We start from the raw sequence: 23,673 nt of genomic DNA on the forward strand, positions 1-23,673 counted from the left end.
CGACCCCAAGACACTGGAGACCCACCACATGACACCTCGCACCGTTCAGAAACTGTTCGACCTCACGGGCAAGACCGCCCTCATCACCGGCGGCTCGCGCGGCCTGGGCTTGCAGATGGCGCATGCGCTCGGTGAAGCCGGCGCGAAGATCATGCTGAGTTCGCGCAAGGCCGAGGACCTGGAACAGGCCGCGGCCGAGCTGCAGGCCGCCGGCATCGACGCACGCTGGATCGCAGCCGATTGTTCGAAGGAAGAAGACACCCGCCGCCTGGCCGACGAGACGCTGGAGCGCATGGGCGCCATCGACATCCTGGTGAACAACGCCGGCGCCAGCTGGGGCGCGCCGGCCGAGGACCATCCGGTGGCGGCATGGGACAAGGTGATGAATCTCAACGTGCGCGGCTACTTCATCCTGGCGCAGCAGGTCGCCAACAAGTACATGATCCCGAAGAAGGCCGGCAAGATCATCAACATTGCGTCGATCGCCGGCCTGAACGGCAATCCGCCCGAGATGACCACGCTGGCCTACAACACCTCCAAGACGGCGGTGATCGGTTTCACCCACACGCTGGCCGCGGAATGGGGCAAGTACGGCATCAACGTCAATGCGATCTGCCCGGGCTTCTTCATGACCAAGATGGCGACGGGCCTGATCCAGTCGATCGGCGAGGAAAAGATGGCCAATGCCGCGCCGCTGCGCCGCCTGGGCGACGAGGAAGACCTGAAGGGCCTGACGCTGCTGTACGCGAGCGATGCCGGCAAGCACATCACCGGCCAGTGGATGGCGGTGGATGGCGGCGTGAGCGTGGTTCTCGGGGCAGCCTGACGTCATGTCGATCCCATTCGGCGTCGCGATTCCGTTCGTCGACCTCCTGGGCTTCACGCTCGAGCGTTTCGAGAACGGCGAGTCCGAGATGCACTACACGACGCAACCCGAGCACACCAACAGCTTTGCGGTGGCGCACGGCGGCGTCACCATGACCCTGCTCGACGTGACGATGGCCACCGCGGCGCGCAGCGTGCAGAACGACATGGGCGTGGTCACCATCGAGATGAAGACCACCTTCATGCAGGCGTCGCGCGGGCCCTTGATAGCCAAGGGGCGCCTGATGCATCGCACGGCCACCATGGCCTTCACCGAAGCCACGGTCTATGACGAGAAGGGCCGCGCTTGTTCCCATGCGACGGGCACCTTCAAATACGTGAAACGCCTTCCGGTCAGCGGCAGCGAAGTGCATGCACTGCAGCCGGTTTCAACAGACTAGTTTTTCCAAGAGACACCCCATGCCCATCAACAAGCAGATCCATCTCGACAATCGCCCCGAAGGCGAGGCCACGGCGAGCAACTTCAAGCTCGTGACCACCGAAACGCCGGCGCTGGCCGACAACCAGGTGCTGGTGCGCCACCATTTCATGAGCCTGGACCCCTACATGCGCGGTCGCATGAACGACTCCAAGAGCTACGCCGCCAGCCAATCCGTGGGCCACGTGTTCCAGGGCGGCACCGTGGGCGAGGTGATCGAGAGCAAGCATCCCAAGTACAAGGCGGGCGACAAGGTCGTTGGCTTCGGCGGCTGGCAGGAGTACAGCGTGGTCGATGCCTCGCAGCCCGGCGCGCTGAAGAAGGTCGACACCACGCACGTGCCGCTGTCGCATTACCTCGGGGCGGTCGGCATGCCGGGCGTGACGGCCTGGTATGGCCTGGTGAAGATCATCGCGCCCAAGGAAGGCGACACCGTCGTGATCACCGCCGCCAGCGGCGCGGTCGGCAGCGCCTTCGGTGCGCTGGCCAAGGCGCGTGGCTGCCGCGTGGTCGGCATCGCCGGCGGCCCCGACAAGTGCAAGTACGTGACCGATGAACTCGGCTTCGACGCCTGCATCGACTACCGCCAGCACCCCGATGTCAAGAGCATGAGCGCGGCGTTGAAGGAAGCCTGCCCCAAGGGCATCGATGGCTATTTCGAGAACGTCGGCGGCTACATCTTCGACGCGGTGCTGCTGCGCTGCAATGCCTTCGCGCGCGTCGCGCTGTGCGGCATGATCGCGGGCTACGATGGCGCGCCGATGCCGCTGGCCAACCCGGCGCTGATCCTCATCAACCGCCTGAAGATCGAAGGCTTCATCGTCAGCGAGCACATGGAAGTGTGGCCGGAGGCGCTCGCGGAACTGGGTGCGCTGGTGGGCTCCGGCAAGCTCAAGCCGCGCGAGTCGGTGGCGCAAGGCATCGAAGCCGCGCCTGAAGCGTTCCTGGGCCTGCTGAAAGGCAAGAACTTCGGCAAGCAACTCGTCAAGCTGATCTGACGCACAAGGAAGAACGATGGCCGACCTGATCCTGCACCACTACGCCACCTCGCCGTTCTCGGAGAAGGTGCGGCTCATCCTCGGCGCGAAGAAGCTGCCGTGGAAGTCGGTCTTCATCCCGCCGATCATGCCCAAGCCCGACGTGGAGGTGCTGACCGGCGGCTACCGCAAGACGCCGTTCCTGCAGATCGGCGCCGACATGTACTGCGACACCGCGCTGATCGCCGACGTGCTCGAGCACCTGCAACCCGAGCCGACGCTGTACCCCGAGCCCGAGAAAGGCCTGTCGCGCATCCTCGCGCAGTGGGCCGACAGCACGCTGTTCTGGGCCGCCATGGCCTGGAACCTGCAGCCAAAGGGCGCGGCCGAGGTGTTCTCCAAGGCGCCGCCCGAAGCCGCCAAGGCCTTCGGCGAGGACCGCGGCAAGATGAGCGCGGGCAACATGACGCGCCTGCGCCCGGCCGACGCCACGAGCGCCTACAAGTCGTACCTGCGCCGCCTGTCGGACATGTTCGACGACAAGCCCTTCATGCTGGGCGAGGCGCCGTGCATTGCCGACTTCGCGGCCTACCACCCGCTCTGGTACACGCGCCGCATCGACTCGGTACGCGGCATCCTCGACCTGACGCCGGGCGTGGTCGACTGGATGGAGCGCATGTACGCCATCGGCCACGGCGCGCCGGAGAAGTTCACTGCCGAGGAAGCCATCGCCGCGGCCAAGGCCACGCGGCCGAACACGCTTCTGACCGACAGCACCTTCCAGGACGACCACGGCATTGCGCTGGGCAGCGACGTCACGGTGCGCGCGGAGAGCTTCGGCCTCGAGGAGACAGCCGGCAAGCTGGTCGCGGCCACGCGCACGCACTACACGCTGGAGCGCAGCAACGAGCGTGTGGGCACGGTGCACGTGCACTTCCCGCGCATCGGGTACGTGCTGCGCAAGGCGGAAGGCTGACGCGCACGAGAGATCCCCTCAGGATCAGGCGCCATGAACCCTGGTTCCGTTCCCAGGCGGCGGGTGCTGCAGGCTGTGGCGGGCGGTGTTCTGGTCGCGCCCTTGGGCGTTGTTCCGTGGCGCGCCCGGGCCGCTTCATCGCCACTTGCGCGCGTTCGGCCCGGTGAACCGGGCTGGCCTTCGGACGAGGCCTGGCAACGGCTCGGCCAGCAGGTCGAAGGGGCGCTCATCAAGGTGCAAACGCCGCTGGACGCCTGTATGGCGACGCCGACGAGCGCGGCTTGCGCGCAGCTTTTCAAGGCCGTCAAGAACCCTTACTTCACCGGCGACGATGTCGCGCTGACCCAGACACTGGGTTGGGTCGATGCATGGACCTCGAAACCCAGTGTGTATGCGATGGCGGCGCGCACCACCCGGGACGTGGTTGCCGCCGTCGACTTCGCACGGCAGAACAGGCTGCGGCTGGTGGTGAAGGGCGGCGGCCACAGCTATCAGGGCACCTCGAATTGCGCCGATTCGCTGCTGGTGTGGACGCGCCGAATGAATGGCGTCCAGATGCACGACAGCTTCGTGCCCGCGGGTTGCGATGCCGTGCCGCGGCGCGCAGTGAGCATGGGAGCAGGCGCGCTCTGGGCCCATGCCTACGACGCGGTCACGACGCAGGCTGGCGGCTATGTGCAGGGGGGAGGGTGCACCACCGTCGGCGTGGCGGGTCTGGTGCAGAGCGGCGGCTTCGGCAGCTTTTCGAAGCGATACGGCACTGCCGCCGGCAGCCTGCTGGAGGCCGAGATCGTCACCGCCGATGGCGCCGTGCGCCTCGCCAACGCCTGCACCAACCCGGAGCTGTTCTGGGGGCTCAAGGGCGGGGGCGGCGGCAGCCTCGGCGTCGTGACAAGGGTGACCTTGCGCGTGCACGACCTGCCCGGGGAATTCGGCGCGGTGAACATGTCGGTCAAGGCGCTGTCGCCGCAGGCGTATCGGCGGCTGATCGGGCTCATGGTCGAACACTACGCGAAGAACCTCATGAACCCGCACTGGGGCGAGCAGATCCGCGTGCGGCCGGACAACGTCCTGCGCGTCTCGATGGTGTTCCAGGCTCTGAATCGCGGGCAGGCGCAGATGGCATGGCAGCCCTTCGTCGACGCGGTGGCGAGTGCGCCGGCGGACTTCTGGTTCGAGTCGGCGCCCTTCATCGCGTCGCTGTCGGCGCGCGAGTTCTGGTCGGCGACGACGTTCAAGAAGCTGGCGGGCGTGCTCGCGACAGACGACCGGCCCGGCGCGCCGAAGACCAACGTTTTCTGGCCCGGCGACCAGGGGCAGGCCGGCCAGTTTCTGCATGGCTACGACTCCGCCTGGCTGCCTGCATCGCTGCTGCGCGACGACCGGCGCGACGCCTTGTGCGATGCGTTGTTCGCGGCATCGCGACACACGGGCATCGGGCTGCACACGAACAAGGGATTGGCCGGCGCGCCGGCCGAGGCGATCGCGGCGGCCAGGGACACGGCCACGAATCCGCTGATGCTCGATGCCTTTGCGCTGGCCATCATGGGCGCGGAAGAGCAGCCGGCCTATCCTGGCGTCGCGGGCCATGAGCCTGATGTCGCGCGAGGCCGCCTGCGGGCGCAAGCCATCGCACGCGCCGTCGCCGAGCTGCGCAGGGTCGCGCCCAATGGCGGCGCCTATGTCTCGGAGAGCAACTACTTCGAGCCGGACTTCCAGCGCCAGTACTGGGGCACGAACTACCCGCGCCTGCAGGCAGTGAAGGCCCGCTACGACCCCGATGGCCTGTTCTTCGTCCACAACGGCGTGGGCAGCGAAGGCTGGAGCACCGACGGCTTCAACCGCACGGCTTGAGCGGGAGCGCCCGCACAAGCCACGGCGCATCTGGCGACTTGTCCGGAGCCTCCCAGGCCATCTCGTCGCCTGAACGACAGCCCGGACGCGCGCAACGGGGTCCAATAGCCGACGGACTTCATTCCTCAGTTTTCAGAGACATCACAGGACGGCATCCATGATTCAGGACTTCAAGGGCAAGACGGCAGTACTCACCGGCGCGGGCTCGGGCTTCGGGCTCGAATGCGCGCGCATCGGCGCGGCGCGGGGCATGAACCTCGTTCTCGTCGACGTGCAGCAGGACGCGCTCGATGCGGCGCAAGCAGAGATGGAAGCCGCCGGCGCGCAGGTGCTGGCACGCAAGGTCGACGTTTCGAACACCGCGCAGATGGAACAACTGGCCGCGGATGTGAAGGCACGTTTCGGCGCGCCGCATTTCGTCTTCAACAATGCCGGCGTCGGCGCCGGTGGCCTGGTGTGGGAGAACACCGTGGCCGACTGGGAATGGGTGCTCGGCGTCGACCTCTGGGGCGTGGTGCACGGCGTGCGCCTGTTCGTGCCGATGATGCTCGAGGCAGCGGCCAAGGATCCGGCCTACCGCGGCCACATCACCAACACCGCCAGCATGGCCGGCCTGTTGACGCCGCCGAACATGGGCATCTACAACGCGGCCAAGGCGGCCGTCGTGAGCCTGACCGAGACGATGTACCAGGACTTGACGCTGGTCACTGACCAGATCGGCGCCAGCCTGCTGTGCCCTTACTTCGTGCCCACCGGCATCACCAGGAGCGAGCGCAACCGGCCCGATGCGCCGACACAGGCCCAGCTCACCAAGAGCCAGCTCATCGGCCAGGCCATGAGCGACAAGGCGGTGAGCAGCGGCAAGGTGACGGCAGCAGAGGTCGCGAACAAGGTGTTCGACGCCATCAGCGCAAACCAGTTCTATGTGTTCAGCCACCCGAAGGCGCTCGGCAACGTCAAGAGTCGCATGGAGAACATCGTGTCGATCACCAACCCGGCCGACCCGTTCCTCGAGCGGCCCGAGATCGGCATTGCGTTGCGCGCGCAGCTCCGCACGCCCTGACACCGCGACGGGTGTTGTTGCAGGGCGGTTCCGCGGATTGGTGACAATCGAGCTTTACCCAGCGATCCGGCCCGGATCGACAGGAGTTGACTCATGGGATGCCCTTGGAAGCGCTGAAGACCCAGTGCCGCGGCTGCGCGCTGTTCGACACCGCCATCGGACCGTGCTGCATCGCGTGGAACGCGCAAGCGATCGTGGCGGTGCAACTGCCGGAAGCCAATCCCGCCTGCACCCGGGCGCGGCTGTTGCAGGGCACCGGCGCTCTGGAGGATGGCGAGCCGCCGCCGTTCGCGCAGGCAGCGATCGAGGGCGTGCAGGCCCTGATGCAGGGTAGCTCACGCGACTTGCGCGAAGTACCGCTCGACATGTCGGGCGTACCCGAGTTTCATCAGCGCGTGTACGCCATCGCCCGCCGTATCGGCCCTGGTCACACGCGCACCTATGGCGAGGTGGCGCAGGAACTGGGCGACAAGGGCCTGGCGCGGGCTGTCGGCCAGGCGCTGGGGCGCAATCCGTTCGCGCCCATCGTGCCGTGCCACCGCGTGCTCGCGGCCAATGGCAAGCCGGGCGGATTTTCCGGCGGCAGCGGCGTGCCGACCAAGCTGCGCATGCTGGCCATTGAGGGCACTTCGCCGAGCGGGTCGCTGGCGCTGTTCGACTAGCGTGCTGTGCCAGCTTGACGTTCGTGCGTCATGGAGCACCACAGCGATCCGGAGAAGGCGAGTGTGGCATCCGCGCCGATAGCAAACAGACGGCACCGCGTCGTGAGACTGATCGACTGTGTCTGGAACGCCATCCTGCTGATACCAGCCCTGTGGATCTTTGGGTCCACGCACCTTCGAGATCCCGGGGCTGCTTACCTCGTTATCGCAAGCGCGGCGTTCTTTGGCTTGCTTCGGGCGATCCTGGGGCTTCGAGTGTTCCTGGTGCTGACCTATGTACCGGCGCTGTTCGGTGTTCTGGCCGTGGGAGCCGATTGGCTACGCGATGTCAACCTTCTCGAGGCGGCCCTGATCCGGCCGGATCCACGCGAAGCATGGCCGGTCATCCAGCCTTATGTCGTGTGGATAGCCCTGGCCGCGCTCCTGTTCGCCACGCCGATCTGGGTGTTGTTCCGCACGCCATCCACCCGGACGGCGCGCCGGAAGCGGTCTTCGGCAACTCTCGCGGCCATCACCGTCGCCTTGGTCATGGTCGGCGCGGTCTTTCATCGCACTGTGCTGAGGGCGTGGCCGCTGAATGTCATTTCCGTGGCCGCCGCTTCTGCGATCGGCCGCGACGACTTCATCCCGACGGCATCGGCTTATGCGGCCACCAATCCGCGCTCGGCAACCGCGAACTGGGGCGCCTCGCGGTTGCCGGGCCTTCATCCGCAGAACGAGATATACATCCTCATCATCGGGGAATCGGTGCGTGCCGATCGGCTCGGCGCATGCGGCGGGCAAAAGCAGGTCGGCATCCAGCACGACGCGATCATCTATTGCGACGTGACGTCCGGCTCCAGCAGTACGCACACGTCGGTCCCTCTGCTCGTCTCGCGCGAAATGCCTGGCGGTGCATATCGGGTCAGCAAGGACGCAACCTTCATGAAGGCCTTCGAGGAGGCGGGGTTTCACACCTATTGGCTCGCTCTCCAGGAAAGAGGCATCGCCTGGCCTGACGCCGAAATCGACATGTTCCTGACAGCAAAGAGAACCGATCGGGAAAGCCTTCTGCCATCGCTCAGATCGGTGCTCGCGCAGAACGCGCCCAGGAAACTGATCGTGCTGCATGCCTACGGCGCACACTTTTCGTACTGTGATCGCTATGACCCGGCAACGGCTGCTTTCCAGGCAGATTGCTCGAAGCTTTCTGAATTCCCGGATGAATCCACGCTTCCGGATTTCCTGCGTGCCTATGACAACGCCGTCAATGAATCCCTCCGGTTCGTCGATGCCGTGATCTCGGAGGTGGCGCAGGCGGGCGGCTCTTCCTTCGTGATGTTCACGCCTGACCATGGCGAGAACCTGCTCGACGACGAGCGAAAGCTCTTTCAGCACGCGCTGAAAGATCCAACGCATTGGGACACGAGAGTCCCGGTCGTCATGTGGGCGAGCGACGAATGGCGCGCCGCCAACGCCGCGCGATGGGAACGGCTCCGCGCCAACCAAGGAGCGAAGGCGATGCATGCCGACCTGGTGCCCACGCTGCTCAACGCTGCGGCCATCAGGTATGTCGACGAGCGGCAGGTGGCTGTCGATCTCGGAGCGATGTCACCGGCTGCTGACAGAACCCGGTGGGTCATGCGACGCCTCGGTGAAAAGGTGGATGGCGATCGACTGCGCTGAGAACGGGCCGGCAAGCAGGACACGCAGCTGCGCGACTACTTCTCACAGTGATGGCCCATCGGGTTGGCGCGCGTCATGCGTTGACGCGCGAACTGTTCCTTTTCCTACCTGTCGCTGCCGCACGGCTGCACATGCTTTGCGCCTCTTTCTTTTTTGGGAGACGCCCATGTTGCAACCCTTCAGTCTGGACCCGAGCATGGTGTCCTTGATCGGCAAGACCTTCTATCCGACCGGCTATTCACTGGTGATGTTTCCCGATGGAGCCGATGCCAACGCGACCGGGGATCGCCTTTCCGCCGAGATGCCGGAGAGCAATGTATTCCTGCTCGAACCGGCCACGATCCTGCGGCAGATCACGCCGACCGTGGATGACGCTGACAATCCGCTGCCTTCCGCCGGTACGGAAGGCGCCACCGTGCGGGCCTACACGAAGCTGGCGCTCGAAGGCCACCACGGGCTGCTGGTCGAGACGCCGGATGCAGAGTCGGCGGAACGCATGATGCAGGTGGTCCGGCAGGTTCCGTATGCGATGGCTCAGCGCTACCGCGCGCTGGTCATCGAGGATCTCTAGAGTGAGGCTGGCTTAACGCGCTTCCCGCTGCACATCGGCGTCGAAACTCACGCCGGCCTGCGTGAGCCCTTGCCACGCCGGGTAGGTGGTCGCGAAGTCGCTCACGATGCGCTCGAGTGGCATGTCGTCGTATGCGCCGCGTTCTCCGACGTACTCCATGTGCCGCCGCCCTTCGCCGTCGAAAGGGTGGTAGAGCGAATCGGCTCGCCCATCCCATTCAAGCGGCAACAGGCCGAAGCGCTGGCACAACTCGACGTTGAACGCGGGTGTGGACTTGATCCAGGCACCCTGCAGCCACAGTTCGGCGTAGCCGTGCCAGATGAAGACGTCCGTCTGCATGGTCTCGCGCATGCGCTGCGTCGACAGGTGATTGCGTACGTCAGCGTAGCCGACCCGCGCGGGAATTCCGGCTGCCCGCGCAGCCGCCGCGAGGAGGGCGGCCTTGGGCACGCACCAGCCATACCCCTGTTCGATCACCTGGCTCGCCCGCATGCCTTGCAGGGACAAGTCGATGCGGTACGGATCGTAGCGGAAGCGATCGCGCACCGCGTAGTAAAGAGACACGGCGCGCTCGCGATCGTCGGCGCCCTGCGCGTGCGTGGCCGCGAAGTCGACGACGCTGGGGTGGTCACTGTCGATCAGCGCGGTCGCTGCGAGGGTCGCCCTGGTCGGGCCTGGAGTCGTGATTTGCATTCCCGATATTTACCAGAAGCCCGATCCATCGGTTCGACAGGCATCTGCATCCCCTGATTCGAGGGCGGGCAGACGCCACGACGTGAAGCGCATCCGGATAGGGCAATATCGAAGAGTGCCTATTCCAACTCGCCCCATGCCGTTGCCCGCGTCGCTGCAAGTCGCCTTGCCCCTGGTCATCCTCGCGTTCGGCCACACGCTTTCAAACCTCATTCGCACCTTGCCCGCCATCGCCACCGATGTCATGTCCGCCGACATCGGCACGACGACCGGCTACCTCGGTGTGCTCACCGGCGCCTACCATCTTTTCTTTGCGCTCGGGCAGATTCCGGCGGGCGTGATGCTGGACAGGCTGGGGGTCAGGACGGTGTCCCTGTCACTGTTCGCGATCACGGCGCTCGGCGCGATCGCCGGGGCGCTCGCGCAAGACGCCTTCGGTTTTTTCGCGGCCCAGGCTCTGTTGGGCATCGGCTGCTGCGGCATGCTGCTGTGCCCCTTCACCTTGGCCGCCAAGACCTTGCCGCCGGCACGCTTCGCGATGTGGTCGGGATTGATCCTGAGCATCGGCAACAGCGGCATGTTGTTGTCCGCCACGCCCATGGCATGGCTCATCGAGCATCACGGCTGGCGCGCCAGCTTCTGGGTTTCGGCTGCGATGGCGGTCGGCATCGGTGCGCTGGTTGCCCTGGTCGTGCCGGCCATGACAAAGCCAACGGCGACAGCGCCTTCGCTCAAGCTGAAGACGGAGTTCCAGGAGGTGCTGCGGATGACCGCTTCGCTTCCCATGCGCGGGCCGGTGCTGCTGGCCTTCACCTCACTGGCCGCCGCGCTCGCGGTGCGCGGCGTGTGGGGCGGCCCGTGGTTCATGGAGGTCCAGGGACTGACGCGGATCGAGGCCGGCAACGCCCTCATCCCGCTGACGCTCGCGTTGGCGATCGGGCCGCTGGTTGCAGGGGCCATCGACAGGGTGACCGGAGCCCGGCGTGCCTTGCTCGCGGGCAGCCACCTCGTGGCAGGCCTGCTGTTGCTCATCGTCGTTGCTGCAGCGCCGGGAGGCTGGCTGCAAGGCGGCTACGTGGGCTCGCCGTCATTCGATGCGTGGATCTTCTTTGCCTTCGGCTGCTGCATTTCGACGCAACCCCTGCTCTTCGCGATGGGTCAATCGTCGACGCCGAAGGAGAAGTCCGGCAAGGCTCTCGCGGCGCTGAACCTGATGTTCTTCTGCGGCACCGCCTTTCACCAACTCGTGAGCGGATGGATTGCGTCGACGCTCGGGCTGGTCACGGTGTTCTTCTATTTCGCCATGGCCTTGGCCGGGTCGACCTTGCTCTTTCTCCACTACACGCGCCGCCGGGCCTGAAGCACTGCTGTAGTCGGCCAATTTGTCAGCTGAGTCGCGCGGGACGCGCGCTTTGCGCCCATGTCCGGCCTGTTGCCAACTCGCTGGCAGCTGCATCTTCGTCGCTCGTGTGAGCAAGTTCCTACGAGGCGCCATGCGCGCGACTGACAGAGTGCGACGGGGGAGGGGAGAAAGCTTGAGGCTTGTTTTAGGAGCTGATCGAATGGCTTACATAGACGGGTTCGTCATCGCCGTCCCCACGGCCAACAAGGCCAGGTTCATCGAGCACGCGAACAAGGGTGACTCCGTCTTCCTGGAGCATGGCGCGACTCGCGTTCTCGAGTGTTGGGGGGATGACGTCAAGGCGGGCAAGCAAACCGATTTTCGGCGTGCAGTCCAGGCGAAGGACGATGAAACGGTCGTCTTCTCCTGGATCGAGTGGCCGGACAAGGCGACGCGCGACGCCGCGATGGACAAGGTCATGAAGGACCCGCGCCTCGATCCCAAGACCAACCCGATGCCCTTCGACGGCATGCGAATGATCTTCGGCGGGTTCACGCCCGTGGTGGACCTTGGCAACCCGCGCTGAGACACCGCCTCGTCAGGGACTTCGATGCGGCAAGTGCGCCCGTCAAGGCGATCGACGCAAGAACCTCTGGTGATCGCGTCGCGACAGAGGCCAGCGCAAGCCGATTGGAGGCGCCTTTGAACAAGGAATTGAAGCAATGGAACCGATGCAGCCCATGAAACCCATGAAACCGATGGAGGCCATGAAGCCGATGGCCCCGCCGGACAGCAGCTGGTGGCCGAAAGGGCTCAGCGACCCGTCGAGTAGCGGCCAGCAGGACGGCATGCGCTATGCATTCTTCCCGGCGCAAAGACGCCTGGCTGTGGAGCGCGATGGCCGCCTGGCGCAATACGAAACCGGCGACCATCGCATCACGGGCGTGTCGCAGACCGGCGGATCCGCCCCCGGCGGTGCCACGTTCACGAGCCAGAACGGGGAGGTCGACTTGTCGACGCTCAAGCGTGCAGATTGAAGTTCCAGCCGGGCACGCTGTTCGTCAGTGATCGAAATGAAAGGCCACCGTCGCCCGCGGTCCGACCCGCCGTGACGACACGCGATCGGCAAACTGCCGCAGCAGGAACCCGGCCAGCCTGCGCTCGCCGTCGCCCGAGTCGATGATTTCCTCGATCGTCGGGCGCACCTGCGGCAACTCCAGTGCATCGCCGTCATAGGACACACGCAGGTCGAGGTTGAACTCGTCGAACGAGGCTTCGATGACCAGCGGTCCGTTGGCGACACCGCTCGACGCCAGCGTCTCGATGGACTGGACCAGGTTGAACTTGGCACGCACGATCACGTCGCGGCGCGCGCCCCACACGCCGCCCTGCATCTCAAGGAAATCCTCCAGCGCCTCCGGATCAAGCCCTCCGGGTTGCACCGTCATCGACACCGTCTTGCGCAGCCCGATGCGAAACAGCAGGTTGAGCCCGAGCCCCACCAGCGTGCCGAACACCATCGCGTTGCCGAGCGAGGCGCGCAGCCCCGGTGGCAGCACCACCAGGAAGCCCGGGTAGATCTCCACCGCCAGTCCCATCACGATCGACAGCCCGATCACCAGCGTCTTGCGCGCATCGAGCAGGCGCGAGGTCATGATGACCAGCCCGTTCAGCACGATGAAGGTCGACGAGAACACCAGCGCCGCGCCCAGCACGGCGCGCGGCATCAGGTTGACCAGCAAGCCCAGCTTGGGCACAAAGGCCGCGACCAGCAGGATCGCCGCGATCGAGTAGCCCACGCGCCAGCTCGTCACGCCCGTGGCCGAGGCCAGACCCACCGCGCCGGTCGACGAGTTCATGCCATGTGCTCCGAGTGCACCCGCGACGACGTTCCCGAGTCCGTCGGCCATCACGCCGCCGCCGACCGTGCGCATGTCGGCCCGCACCCAGTTGGCCTGGTTGGCCTTCTGCGAAGTGGTCACGTTGCCGATGGTCTTCAACACCGCGGCGACGGCGCCCACCACGAAGGCCAGCAACAGGCTCGAGTGGAACGACCAGCCCGGATGCGACAGCCCCGGCAACGCCAGCAGTGGCGCGGCCGACACATGCGCCACCTCCACGCTGTCGAAGCGCCCCAGCGCCCAGGCCGCGAGGCAACCGGCCGTCAGCCCGATCAGCACGCAGTAAAGACGCAGCACGCCGCGCCCCCAGACGTTCAGCGCCACCATCAATCCCAGCGTCGCCAGCCCGAGCGTCATGTCGATGCCCGCGGGCACGCCGCCGGCATCGACAGAGGTACCGACAGCCGTGCGAAGGCCGACCACGCCCACGGAGATCCCCGACAGCAGCACCACCAGCCCCGTGATCTCGGGCGTGAACAGCTTGCGCAGGTGTGGCAGACCGCGCGCCAGGATCATCTCGACCAGCCCGGCCACGATCGTCATGCCGAACACCGCGGACAGCCCGCCATGCTGCGCGGCGAGCATCGAGGGCACCACGTACACCACGCTCGGCGCAGGCTGGCACAGGAAGCCGGAGCCGATCCGCCGGAAGCGCATCACCTGCAGCACGGTGCCCACGGCCATCGCAAGCAACGTGAAGCTGACCATCGTCGAAGCCACCTCGGGCGTCGCACCCGCGGCATGCGCCACCAGCACCGGATACACGAGGTAGATGAACATCAGGCCGACATGCTGAAGGCCACTGAGGACATTGACGCCGAGGGGCGGCTTGTCGTCGACCCCGTAGAGGAGGCCAGCAGGCTTGTGCGACATGCGGGGAGGTTCCAGGAGTCGGCGGTGGCGTGCATTCTGTCTGGATCGGCAAGATCGTGCAGGCGGGGCACTGGCAGGCTGTTGAAATACGATCCCGCAAAGCCTCCGCCGCGGCCCCGACTCGTCTATCAACAGCCTGTTGGAACCTCTTCACACCATCCAGGGAGCTTCGAACCGATGACCGACATCTGGCGCATGCCCGCTTCACGCGTAGCCGACCTGATCCGCCAGCGCAAGCTGTCGGCCATCGAGGCGGCGCAGGCTGCATTGGCGAGGCTCGATGCCGTCAACCCGAGGCTCAACGCGGTCGTCGACTGCCGGCCGGACGAGGTGCTGCGGCGCGCAGGGGCGATCGATGCCGCGCTCGCGCGGGGCGATGATCCCGGCGCATTGGCCGGCGTGCCGGTCACGGTCAAGGTCAACATCGACCAGGCCGGCTTTGCGACCACCAACGGCGTGACGCTGCAGAAGGACCTGATCGCCTCGACGAACAGCCCGGTGGTCGACAGCCTGTTGAAGGCCGGCGCGGTCATCGTCGGGCGCACCAATACGCCCGCATTCAGCTACCGCTGGTTCACCGGCAACAAGCTGCATGGCGCCACGCTCAACCCGCGCGATGCGGCGCTGACGCCGGGCGGCTCGTCGGGCGGTGCGGCATCGGCGGTGGCGGCGGGGATCGGCCACATCGCGCATGGCACGGACATCGCGGGCTCGATCCGTTACCCGGCGTATGCCTGCGGCGTGCATGGACTGCGGCCGACGCTGGGCCGCATCGCAGCGTTCAACGCGGCCTTGCCGGAGCGCAGCATCGGCGGCCAGATCACTGCCGTGTCCGGGCCGATCGCGCGCACGGTGCACGACCTGCGGCTGGGCCTGGCCGCCATGGCGGCGCCGGACGCGCGCGATCCGTGGTGGTGTCCCGCGCCCCTGGTCGGCCCGGCCGCGCCGCGCATCGTCGCGATGTGCCTGCGGCCGGACGGGCTGGACACGCAACCCGAGGTGTTGAAGGCCCTGCTCGATGCAGCTGATCGACTGCGTGACGCGGGCTGGACGGTCGACGAGGTCGATGCGCTGCCGCCGCTGCGTGATGCCGTCGAGAGCCAGGTCACGCTTTGGATGGGCGATGGCTACGAGGCCATGGTCAAGGCGGCGGAGCGCGAAGGGGACGCGGGCGCCACCACGGCGCTGGCTGGCCAGGCGCACATCGCGCGGGACATCTCTGCCGCGCAGCTTTCCGCTGCCCTGGTCAATCGCGCGACGATCACGCGGCAATGGCAGGTGTTCCTGGCGCGCTACCCGGTGGTACTGCTGCCGGTGTGCGCCGAATTGCCATTCACTGCCAACCTCGACCTGCAAGGCGACGAGGCTTATGCGCGCGTGTGGCAGTCGCAGTTGACGATGATCGGACTGCCGCTCACAGGCTTGCCCGCGCTGACCGTGTCGACCGGCATGGTCGGCAACTGCCCGGTCGGCGTACAGCTTGTCGCCGGGCGTTTCCGTGAAGACCTCTGCCTGGCCGCGGGCGAGGCGATCGAGGCGCGCGGAACGCCGCCGATGCCCGTGGTCGACCTGGTCGGCTGAAAGCGCCCCGGGCTCGCGCACGTGGCATTCCGGGTCTTCCTCGCGTCGCTGTTCGTCTCCAAGCTGGCCGACCAGATCCTGTTGTTCCTGGTGCCGCTGGTGGTGTTCCAGGTGACGCAGAGCGTCGCATGGTCGGGCTTCGCGTTTGCGGTGGAGGCCTTTCCGCGCTACCTGTCGTTTCCGGTGTGTGGCGCGCTGTGCGACCGCAAGTCGCCGTTCAGGTTGTTGCAGGCCAGCCAGGTACTGCGCGCGGGGATGTGCGTCGTCGGCGTGGTGGGCGACCTGTTGTGGGGCGGGATCGGCTGGCTCGTGGCTTTGTCGGCCGTGTGCGGTGTGCTGACCACGCAGGGGATGATGGCGCGCGAGGTGATGCTGCCGCAGATGGCCGTGCATGGCGAGCGCTTCGACCGGGTGCTGGCGTGGTCGCAGGCGGCGGACCAGGCGGGTTTCATGCTTGGGCCGATGCTGGCAGCCGCCTTGCTTGCCTTGTGGCCCTGGCAGGGCGTGGTGGGCGTGGCGGCGGCGCTGTTCCTGCTGGCCGACATCGCGACGGTGGCCTGGCGGCGGATCAGCGACTTGCGCCTGCGTGAACCCGAAGTCGAGGCCGGTCCGTTGTGGCGGCCGGTGCGGATTGCGCTCGGCCATGTGTGGCGGCTGCCCGGCCTGAAGCGGCTGGTGGTGTTGGCGGCCGGCGTGAACCTGATCGTCGGCGTGACGCTCGCGTCCTCGGCGGCCCTGGTGACCGGATTGCATGGGCGCTCCGCCGGCTACTACGCGGGGTTGCAGACGCTGGGCGCGCTGGCGACCATTGCCATCCTGCTGGTGATCGCTCGCGCTTCGATCCCGGTGAGGACGCTGGGCGTGATTGCGTTCGTGATGATGCTGGCCGGCGGCCTGCTGACCGGCGTGGCGCCCGACCACTGGTTCTACGCGGCGGGCTTCCTGCTGATCACCGGCTTCGACAAGATGTTCAACGTGTTCATCCGTGCGCGCCGGCAGAAGATCATTCCACCGGCGGATTACGGCAAGACGACCGGCGTGGTCGTGATGCTCAACAACCTGACGCAGCCGCTCGCGGGACTGCTGGTGGGCGCGTGTGCCGGGCCGCCGGAGACGGCGCGACTGATCGTGTGGCTGTCGTTGGCGATGGGTGCACTGGGGCTGGGGGCATTCCGGTCAGCGTCGTCGCCGGATCGCTGAGGGAGGGCACCCTCGCCGAACGCGTCAGCGAGCGGCGGCGCCCTGTTGCTGGGTGCCTTGATGCGGCGCGCGCGACTGCGTGGAACTGGCGAGCAGCCATGCAACTGCAGTCGTGGTGAGGATCTTCGTGATGGGGGAGAGGTTGTTCATTTCTTTTGGGTAGCGCGGATGACGGTGTCCGGATGGACAGCGCGAAGCTTAGGGGCGGTGCGTGTCGATGACATGACAGCAAAAGCCCCGTGGAAGTGCAGGCTTGAATCACAGGTGCAGGAAGTGGCCATGGCCACACCGCGAGCAAACGGCTCTGCAGGTGCAAGCTTTTCGCTGCCCTCGGGCAATCCGCCGTGTCGATTTTCGGTAGGCTCGTTCGTCGTGTGATTTGAGGGTCGTCCTCTGAATTTCCTGGAGTAACAAGCCATGGCTACCAACACCGTTCGCCTTCACCGCGTGCTGCGCACGTCGCCTGAAAAGGTCTACCGCGCCTTCACCGAACGCAGCGCCTTCGAGCGCTGGCTGCCGCCGTTCGGCTTCACCGGGCAGGTCCTTGGCATGGACGTCGTCGTCGGCGGCGCCTGGCGCATGTCGTTCACGAACTTCGGCACCGGGCACAAGCACTCCTTTGGCGGCAAGTACCTGGAACTCGTGCCGGGACAACGCATCGCGTACGACGCGACATTCGACGATCCCAACTTGCCGGGCACGATGAAGACCACGGTGACGCTGGCTGCCGTGTCCTGCGGCACGGAGGTTTCGATCGTGCAGGAAGGCATCCCCGAGATGATTCCCGTGGAGATGTGCTACCTGGGGTGGCAGGAGTCGCTGATCGCGCTGGCGCAGTTGGTGGAGCCGGATATTCCGGGATGAGAAGCAGGATTCTTTCGCCCGTCGTCGGGGCCGCTCGAAGCGGCCGTACGGTGCTGTTGTCGGCCCTCAGCAGCCGTTCAATGAGGGGGTCAGAATGCAGCCGCTCGACGCTGGTTGGGGCACTACTTCCGGTCCGCGAACGGAGTTCATTCGATCACCCGGGTTGCTTGCAACAGCAACGAATTCGGGAACGTCACGCCGATCGTGCGTGCTGTGCGATGGTTCAGCACCAGTTCGTAGGTGCTTGCCTGCTCGATGGGGATATTGGCCGGATCGGCACCTTTGAGGATGCGGTCGATCAGCCCGGCCGAGCGACGAAACAAGGCAAAGTAGTCCGTGCTGTAGCTCATGAGCTGGCCGGTGTCAGCGAACATGGTGGCAAAGGCGCAAGTCGCTGAGCGATATTTCAACGCCAGAGAGTCGAGTTGCTGCAGCCTGGGGCCCTGAATGAACCAGGCGTTCGCAACCATGAGAAACCAATGAATACCTTGCTTGGCCATGTTCTCAAACGCAAGTTCGAGCTCCTCGGGCGTATCGACCCTGATTCGAAGCAAGCCAATCCCCAACGCCTCTGCGGCCTCGGAGTATTGCAATACTGCCAATTGCGTCCCGGGCTGACCTTCCCGGTAAACGAGCAAACCCACCTTGTTCAGAGTCGGGACTGCCTCCTTCAGCAGTGCCAAACGCTTTGACGAGAGTTCGTACGTCTGGATGGAATATCCCGTTGCCCTGATGCCCGGGTGTGCGAGTGACTTAACCAATCCGCTGCCCACCGGGTCATTGCCAATTGCGAAGACGATCGGTGGCGGATCGGCGGATTCTGCTGCGGCTCTTGATGCAATGTCGGTCGCAGAAAAGAAGACATCGGGTTTGAACATCAGCAACTCGGTTGTAAGCGTTCGAATTTGAGCGGCATCTCCATCTGAGTAGCGGACATCAATGATCAGGTTGCGACCCTCGACCCAACCAAGCTCTTTCAAGCCCTCGTAAAGCGCTTCCACATATGGCTTTGCCTCCACCTGCGGAAGGATGGTCAGTACGGCCATGCGACGCTTCGAGCCATCCGCAAAAACGTAGGGCACTGTGCATGCGCTCGCGCATGCTGCGAGCAAGAGTCTTCGCGTTTGGCATGTCATTCGATTACCTCCGCAGGGGTGAACGACTTCGCTCGTTCTGCCCATCCGCATGGTGTACGACGAAACATAGTCCCGGCCTTTGATTTGGCCAAGATCTCGCATGGCCTTATCTCGCATGGCCTTATGGAACGCTTCCGGGGACAGTCGCCTGCAAGTTGGGCGAAGGGGCTGAGAAGACCGATCGTCCGAGGCCTCTGTCGCGCGCGGACCAGCGACAAGACGTGCAGTCCAAACGACGAGCCGAGCAGCAGTTTGCGACAATTGACCACAACGGTCCTTTGCAGACTTGGGCGGCGATCTTACGGCTGCGTCGAATGCGATGGGAGTGGCGTCGGCGGTGTCTTTGACAACCAGTCTCTTGTCGCAGTTGAGGCAAAGGTGGCGGTGACCGCACCCGAGTGCCGTAGACGGCCTCTGCCCCACGCCCCCCCCCGCCGGCATGAAGGAAAGCCCCAATAGAACGCATCTTGCAGTTTTTGACGTTCTAGGCATAGCATGCCCCGCGGACGAAACGCGCCCCGACGCGGTCCGCTGGAGATCGAATGGCGAACTCCAAAATCCAAAATCACTTGGAGACATACATGCTCAAGGCTGGTCGTCGTTCTGCCCTTTGTTCCGCACTGACTCTGGCATTTGCCACCACGTTCGCGCTGACCGCGACGCCGGCCTCCGCGCAGGAAAAGAAGAAGCTGGCTTTCATCGTCAACGCGTCTTCCGACTTCTGGAAGCTGGCCGAAGCCGGCGTCAAGAAGGCGCAGGCGGAGTTGCCCAAGTACGAGCTGCAGTTCAGGTATCCGGCGCAAGGCACCGCCGCGCTGCAGAACGCGTTGATGGATGACCTGGTCGCCGCCGGCACCAGCGCGATCATGATTTCCTCGGTCGATCCGAAGACATCGGTCGATGCCTTCAACCGCATCGCCAAGCAGGTCCCGCTCTTCACCACCGACAGCGACGCGCCGAACAGCAATCGCATCGCCTATCTCGGTTCATCCAACACCCTCGCTGGCGTGCAGGCCGGCGAGATCGCCGTGAAGGCCTTGCCCAAGGGCGCCAAGTGCATGGGCTTCGTCGGCTTCCTCGGTGCGGACAACGCCAAGGAGCGCATTGCCGGCTTCAAGAAGGCCGTCGCGGGCAAGGGCATCGAACTGGTCGACGTGCGCGGTGACGACGTCGACTTCGCCAAGGCGCGCAGCAATGTCGACGACGTGCTGGCGGCCAAGCCGGACATCAATTGCATGGTCGGCTTCTACTCCTACAACCCGCCGAAGATCTACGAGGCGCTGAAGGCCGCGAACAAGCTCGGCAAGATCACGGTGATCGCGTTCGACGAAGACCCGATCACGCTGGGCGCGGTCAAGGACGGCAGCTTTGCCGGCACGGTCGTGCAGCAGCCGTACGAATGGGGCTACCAGGGCATGAAGCTGATGGCCGCCTACCTGGAAGGCGACAAGTCCAAGATCCCGGCGGACAAGCTCATCATCGTGCCGACCAAGGTCATCGACAAGGCCAACGTCGATGCCTTCTCGGCCAACCTCAAGGCGACCCTGGGCAAGTAGCCAGCGTGTGCGGCAAGCCGGTGCGGGGAGGCACACACTGACCGAACCGTTTCTTCGACTCGCCGGCATCACCAAGTCCTATCCCGGCGTGACGGCGCTCGACCGCGTCTCGCTGGAGGTCTCCCGCGGCGAGGTCATCGGCCTGGTCGGTGAAAACGGCGCCGGCAAGTCGACGCTGATGAAGATCCTCGGCGGCGTAGTCGCGCCGTCGTCCGGCGACATCCATGTCGATGCAGACAGGTTCGATGCCTTGTCGGTCGCCCACGCAATCGACGCCGGCATTGCCTTCGTGCATCAGGAACTGAACCTCTTCGAGAACCTCGATGCGGCGGCCAACGTGTTCATCGGTCGCGAGCCCCTGTATGGCGGCTTTCTCAAGCTGGTCGACCGCAGGAAGCTGCATGACCAGACCCGTCCGTTCCTCGATGCGCTGGGCGTGGACTTCACGCCGGACTCGCCAGTGTCGGAGCTGTCGATCGCGCAACGCCAGTTGCTGGAGATCGCCAAGGCCCTGTCCTTGAACTCGCGCCTGGTGATCATGGACGAGCCGACCTCCAGCCTGACGCTGTCCGAGACCGACCGATTGATGCGGGTCATCGCCGACCTGAAGGCCAACGGTGTCAGCGTCATCTTCATCTCGCATCGCTTGAACGAACTGTGCGAATGCGCGGACCGCGTCGTGGTGCTGCGCGACGGCAAGAACGTCGGCGAACTGGCGCGCGAGCAGATCTCGCACGCGGCCATGATCCGCATGATGATCGGCCGCGACCTCAAGGCGCTCTACCTGCCGCCTGCGTCACCGCCGGGAGACGGGGTGCTGGAGATCGATGCGGCGCAGACCCGCACCTGGCCCGGACGACCGGTTTCGCTGACACTGCGGCGCGGGGAGATCCTGGGGATGGCTGGCTTGATCGGCGCCGGCCGGACCGAGCTGGCGCGCGCTCTCTCGGGCATCGACACGCTCATCGGCGGCGCGTTGACGCTCGATGGCGAGAAGGTCGAGTTCGCGACACCGCGAGACGCGATCGAGCGCGGCGTCTTCCTCGTCCCCGAAGACCGCAAGCAATGCGGCCTTCTGCTGGCGGATTCGATCTGCGAGAACATCCTGCTGCCCAACCTGCATCGAAGTTCGAAGGGTGGGCTGGTACAGGAGGCGCAGGCGCTCGCGATGGCCGAGCGGCAGAAGGAGCGGCTCGGCATTCGCGCCGCGAGTGTCCGCGTGCATGCCGGGACGCTGTCGGGCGGCAATCAACAGAAGGTCGTGCTGGCCAAGTGGCTGACGATGAACCCGCGGGTGCTGATCTGCGACGAGCCCACGCGCGGCGTCGACGTCGGCGCCAAGAGCGAGATCTACCGGATGCTGCGCGACCTGGCCGACGCTGGCGTCGCCGTCCTGATGATCTCCAGCGACATGGAAGAAGTGATCGGCGTCAGCGACCGCATCGCGGTGATGCACGAGGGCGCCATCAGCGGCTTCCTCGAGCGAAGCGAATTCAGCGAGCACGAGATCCTCCGGCTCGCGGTCGGCAAGACGGTCCACTGAGACTTGCACAGATGCTCAAAAAAGACATAGGCCTGCTGATCCTCATCCTCGTCGTCGGCACCGTCGTCGCGATCATCAATCCGCTGTTCATCTCGCCGATCAATATCGCCAACACCGCGAATCTCGTGGGCCTGTTCGGCATCTTCGCGATCGGGCAGGCCTTTGTCATCATCACCGGCGGGATCGAGCTGTCGGTGGGTTCGATCATTGCGCTGCTGGGCGTGCTGTTCGTCGACCTGATGGTGAACCACGGCCTCGCCTGGCCGGTGGCGCTGGGACTGATGCTGGTGCTTGGGGCCGTGATGGGGCTCGCGCATGGCCTGCTGATCACCAGGCTCCACCTGCAGCCTTTCATCGTCACGCTGTGCGGCCTGTTGATCTACCGCGGCGCGGCGCGCTACTACACCGCCGACGGGACAGCGGGCTTTGCCTTCGGGGACAGTTTTCCGACGCTCGAATGGCTGACCACCGGCCGGACGCTCGGCATACCGCACTCGATGTTCGCGTTCGTCGTGATCGCAGTCGTCATGTGGGTCGTGCTGCACCGCTCGGTGTTCGGGCGCTACCTGTTCGCCGTCGGCAAGAACGAGGAGGCGGCACGCTATTCGGGCGTGCCCACGAACAAGGTGATCGTCGCGTCGTACGTGATCTGCGGCGTGCTCACGGCCATCTCGGCCATCTTCTTCGCGATGTACACGCGCTCGATATCGCCTTCGTCGCACGGCAATTTCTACGAGCTCTACGCGATTGCAGCGTCGGTGCTGGGCGGTTTCTCGCTGCGCGGCGGCGAGGGTTCGATCGTCGGCGTCGTGCTCGGCTCGATCCTGCTGCAGATCCTGCAGAACCTGGTCAACCTGCTGGGCATTCCGAGTTCGCTGAACTTCGCGGTAATGGGCTCGGTGATCCTGATCGGGGTGCTGGCGGATACGCAGTTCGCGGAGTATCGCAAGCGCAAGGCTGCCGCGAAGGGGGCTGCGGGTCGAGAGTCATGATCGGTGTGACGACGACTTCCTTCCATCTCGGATTTGGGGCAGCATCCGCGACCATGGCCAGCATCAAGCTGCAGAAGCGGGCAGATGATTTCTTTGATGAGGGCTGGGTGTGACCAGTCAGAGGACCGTCAGGCTCTCAGGCCTATCGTCGATGAGCCTTGACTGCGGTCAAAGCTGGATGCAATGTTTGGGCTGGCGTCCTGCGCATTGAGTTGTTATCGGGGTGCCGATCTTCGCCGACACTGTCGACTCCGCCGACAGCTTCCTGAGTCAACGCGGCTCGTCCGTTGGAGGAAAAACATGGCACGTGCACAAAAAATCATGGTGATTCGCCATGGCGAAAAGCCTCAAGGCGCCGTACCGCCTTACGGAGTGACGACTGATGGCGTGCAGGATGTGAATTCCTTGCTGGTGACGGGATGGACCCGCGCCGGTGCGCTCGCAGTCCTTTTTGCACCGAGCCGTGGGTCGCTGCAAAGCCAGGAACTCGCGCAGCCACAAGCTGTCTTTGCGGCATCCGAAGATGCGGGCACGTCGAGCAAAAGACCATTCGAGACGGTCAGCGTCGTCGCCCAAAAGCTCTCGCTCGACATCAATGCGACTTACGCTGTCGGCCAGGAGACCCAGGTGGCGACCGCTGCGACGTCATGCGATGGCGTCGTGCTGATCGGTTGGGAGCACAAGCACATTCCGCTGATCGCCAACGCAATACTCGGCGACACGAGTGCGCCGCAAAAGTGGCCCGGAGAACGGTTCGACATGGTTTGGGTGTTCGATCTTGACGCGACCAGCGGCGCCTATCGATTCAGCCAGGTGCCCGAACTCCTGCTGCCCGGTGACAGCGCCGAACCGATCCCGTCTGTTGCCTGAGAGCGAGCGCTATGAATGCCCGTACAGGTGCCAGCGAAGACGCGACCGGCA

At 65.2% G+C, this 23,673-nt stretch carries 23 protein-coding genes; 19 read left to right on the forward strand and 4 right to left on the reverse strand.

Annotated features, from left to right (window positions below; translation table 11 throughout):
* Nucleotides 1–28: 28 nt before the first annotated feature.
* The 9 genes from HB681_RS30730 to HB681_RS30770 all read left to right on the forward strand — a co-directional run bounded on the left by HB681_RS30730 (nt 29) and on the right by HB681_RS30770 (nt 9,071).
* Nucleotides 29–826 carry an SDR family oxidoreductase gene (locus HB681_RS30730; RefSeq protein ID WP_213958681.1) on the forward strand — a complete coding sequence of 266 codons (798 nt, stop codon included), beginning with the start codon at nt 29–31 and terminating at the stop codon, nt 824–826.
* A gap of 4 nt (nt 827–830) precedes the next feature.
* Nucleotides 831–1,265, forward strand: coding sequence for a PaaI family thioesterase (locus tag HB681_RS30735; protein ID WP_213958682.1), 435 nt, complete (start codon nt 831–833; stop codon nt 1,263–1,265).
* Nucleotides 1,266–1,284: 19 nt separating this feature from the next.
* Nucleotides 1,285–2,301, forward strand: a complete 1,017-nt coding sequence (locus tag HB681_RS30740; RefSeq protein WP_213958683.1) for an NADP-dependent oxidoreductase — start codon at nt 1,285–1,287, stop codon at nt 2,299–2,301.
* Nucleotides 2,302–2,317: 16 nt separating this feature from the next.
* On the forward strand, nt 2,318–3,256 hold the full coding sequence (locus tag HB681_RS30745) for a glutathione S-transferase family protein (RefSeq protein WP_213958684.1): 939 nt from the start codon (nt 2,318–2,320) through the stop codon (nt 3,254–3,256).
* Nucleotides 3,257–3,289: 33 nt separating this feature from the next.
* A complete protein-coding gene (locus tag HB681_RS30750) occupies nt 3,290–5,110 on the forward strand; it encodes an FAD-binding oxidoreductase (RefSeq protein ID WP_213958685.1) in 1,821 nt (606 codons plus the stop codon).
* A 157-nt stretch (nt 5,111–5,267) separates the two neighbouring features.
* Nucleotides 5,268–6,173, forward strand: a complete 906-nt coding sequence (locus HB681_RS30755; protein ID WP_213958686.1) for an SDR family oxidoreductase — start codon at nt 5,268–5,270, stop codon at nt 6,171–6,173.
* Between the two features lie 98 nt (nt 6,174–6,271).
* Nucleotides 6,272–6,835, forward strand: a complete 564-nt coding sequence (locus HB681_RS30760; protein WP_213958687.1) for a methylated-DNA--[protein]-cysteine S-methyltransferase — start codon at nt 6,272–6,274, stop codon at nt 6,833–6,835.
* 102 nt (nt 6,836–6,937) lie between these two features.
* Nucleotides 6,938–8,500 (forward strand): sulfatase-like hydrolase/transferase, encoded by a 1,563-nt coding sequence (locus HB681_RS30765; RefSeq protein ID WP_213958688.1) that lies wholly within the window; start codon nt 6,938–6,940, stop codon nt 8,498–8,500.
* 166 nt (nt 8,501–8,666) lie between these two features.
* The gene (locus tag HB681_RS30770; RefSeq protein WP_256354451.1) at nt 8,667–9,071 is read left to right on the forward strand and encodes a hypothetical protein; all 405 of its coding nucleotides are present in this window, start codon (nt 8,667–8,669) and stop codon (nt 9,069–9,071) included.
* A gap of 12 nt (nt 9,072–9,083) precedes the next feature.
* On the opposite strand, the gene HB681_RS30775 is transcribed toward HB681_RS30770, so the two are convergent.
* A complete protein-coding gene (locus HB681_RS30775) occupies nt 9,084–9,764 on the reverse strand; it encodes a transglutaminase family protein (RefSeq protein ID WP_213958689.1) in 681 nt (226 codons plus the stop codon).
* A 136-nt stretch (nt 9,765–9,900) separates the two neighbouring features.
* On the opposite strand from HB681_RS30775, the gene HB681_RS30780 reads away from it, so the two are divergent.
* From HB681_RS30780 to HB681_RS30790, 3 genes are all read left to right on the forward strand, one after another.
* Nucleotides 9,901–11,124: an MFS transporter gene (locus HB681_RS30780; RefSeq protein ID WP_213958690.1), complete on the forward strand. Its 1,224-nt coding sequence runs from the start codon at nt 9,901–9,903 to the stop codon at nt 11,122–11,124.
* A gap of 202 nt (nt 11,125–11,326) precedes the next feature.
* The gene (locus HB681_RS30785; RefSeq protein ID WP_213958691.1) at nt 11,327–11,692 is read left to right on the forward strand and encodes a DUF1428 domain-containing protein; all 366 of its coding nucleotides are present in this window, start codon (nt 11,327–11,329) and stop codon (nt 11,690–11,692) included.
* 154 nt (nt 11,693–11,846) lie between these two features.
* Nucleotides 11,847–12,143 carry a hypothetical protein gene (locus tag HB681_RS30790; protein ID WP_256354452.1) on the forward strand — a complete coding sequence of 99 codons (297 nt, stop codon included), beginning with the start codon at nt 11,847–11,849 and terminating at the stop codon, nt 12,141–12,143.
* Between the two features lie 24 nt (nt 12,144–12,167).
* Here HB681_RS30790 and HB681_RS30795 read toward each other — a convergent pair whose 3' ends face one another.
* Nucleotides 12,168–13,880 (reverse strand): solute carrier family 23 protein, encoded by a 1,713-nt coding sequence (locus HB681_RS30795; protein ID WP_213958692.1) that lies wholly within the window; start codon nt 13,878–13,880, stop codon nt 12,168–12,170.
* A gap of 177 nt (nt 13,881–14,057) precedes the next feature.
* Here HB681_RS30795 and HB681_RS30800 point away from each other — a divergent pair, with 177 nt between their 5' ends.
* Nucleotides 14,058–15,461 (forward strand): amidase family protein, encoded by a 1,404-nt coding sequence (locus tag HB681_RS30800; protein ID WP_213958693.1) that lies wholly within the window; start codon nt 14,058–14,060, stop codon nt 15,459–15,461.
* A 21-nt stretch (nt 15,462–15,482) separates the two neighbouring features.
* Nucleotides 15,483–16,661 carry an MFS transporter gene (locus HB681_RS30805; protein ID WP_213958694.1) on the forward strand — a complete coding sequence of 393 codons (1,179 nt, stop codon included), beginning with the start codon at nt 15,483–15,485 and terminating at the stop codon, nt 16,659–16,661.
* A 24-nt stretch (nt 16,662–16,685) separates the two neighbouring features.
* Here HB681_RS30805 and HB681_RS38440 read toward each other — a convergent pair whose 3' ends face one another.
* Nucleotides 16,686–16,811: a hypothetical protein gene (locus tag HB681_RS38440; RefSeq protein ID WP_256735162.1), complete on the reverse strand. Its 126-nt coding sequence runs from the start codon at nt 16,809–16,811 to the stop codon at nt 16,686–16,688.
* Nucleotides 16,812–17,078: 267 nt separating this feature from the next.
* On the opposite strand from HB681_RS38440, the gene HB681_RS30810 reads away from it, so the two are divergent.
* Complete coding sequence (locus tag HB681_RS30810; protein WP_213958695.1) at nt 17,079–17,525, forward strand: SRPBCC family protein; 447 nt, start codon at nt 17,079–17,081, stop codon at nt 17,523–17,525.
* Between the two features lie 146 nt (nt 17,526–17,671).
* Here HB681_RS30810 and HB681_RS30815 read toward each other — a convergent pair whose 3' ends face one another.
* The gene (locus HB681_RS30815) at nt 17,672–18,571 is read right to left on the reverse strand and encodes an ABC transporter substrate-binding protein (RefSeq protein WP_213958696.1); all 900 of its coding nucleotides are present in this window, start codon (nt 18,569–18,571) and stop codon (nt 17,672–17,674) included.
* Nucleotides 18,572–19,242: 671 nt separating this feature from the next.
* Here HB681_RS30815 and HB681_RS30820 point away from each other — a divergent pair.
* The 4 genes from HB681_RS30820 to HB681_RS30835 all read left to right on the forward strand — a co-directional run bounded on the left by HB681_RS30820 (nt 19,243) and on the right by HB681_RS30835 (nt 23,622).
* Entirely contained in the window at nt 19,243–20,217 is a 975-nt protein-coding gene (locus HB681_RS30820; protein WP_213958697.1) for a sugar-binding protein, read from the forward strand.
* 7 nt (nt 20,218–20,224) lie between these two features.
* Entirely contained in the window at nt 20,225–21,760 is a 1,536-nt protein-coding gene (locus HB681_RS30825; RefSeq protein WP_213958698.1) for a sugar ABC transporter ATP-binding protein, read from the forward strand.
* Between the two features lie 11 nt (nt 21,761–21,771).
* Complete coding sequence (locus HB681_RS30830; RefSeq protein WP_213958699.1) at nt 21,772–22,752, forward strand: ABC transporter permease; 981 nt, start codon at nt 21,772–21,774, stop codon at nt 22,750–22,752.
* A 300-nt stretch (nt 22,753–23,052) separates the two neighbouring features.
* The gene (locus tag HB681_RS30835) at nt 23,053–23,622 is read left to right on the forward strand and encodes a hypothetical protein (protein WP_213958700.1); all 570 of its coding nucleotides are present in this window, start codon (nt 23,053–23,055) and stop codon (nt 23,620–23,622) included.
* Nucleotides 23,623–23,673: the final 51 nt, after the last annotated feature.

It is taken from the genome of Variovorax sp. dw_954, from assembly GCF_018449755.1.
In the GTDB taxonomy this organism is placed as follows: Bacteria; Pseudomonadota; Gammaproteobacteria; order Burkholderiales; family Burkholderiaceae_C; genus Variovorax.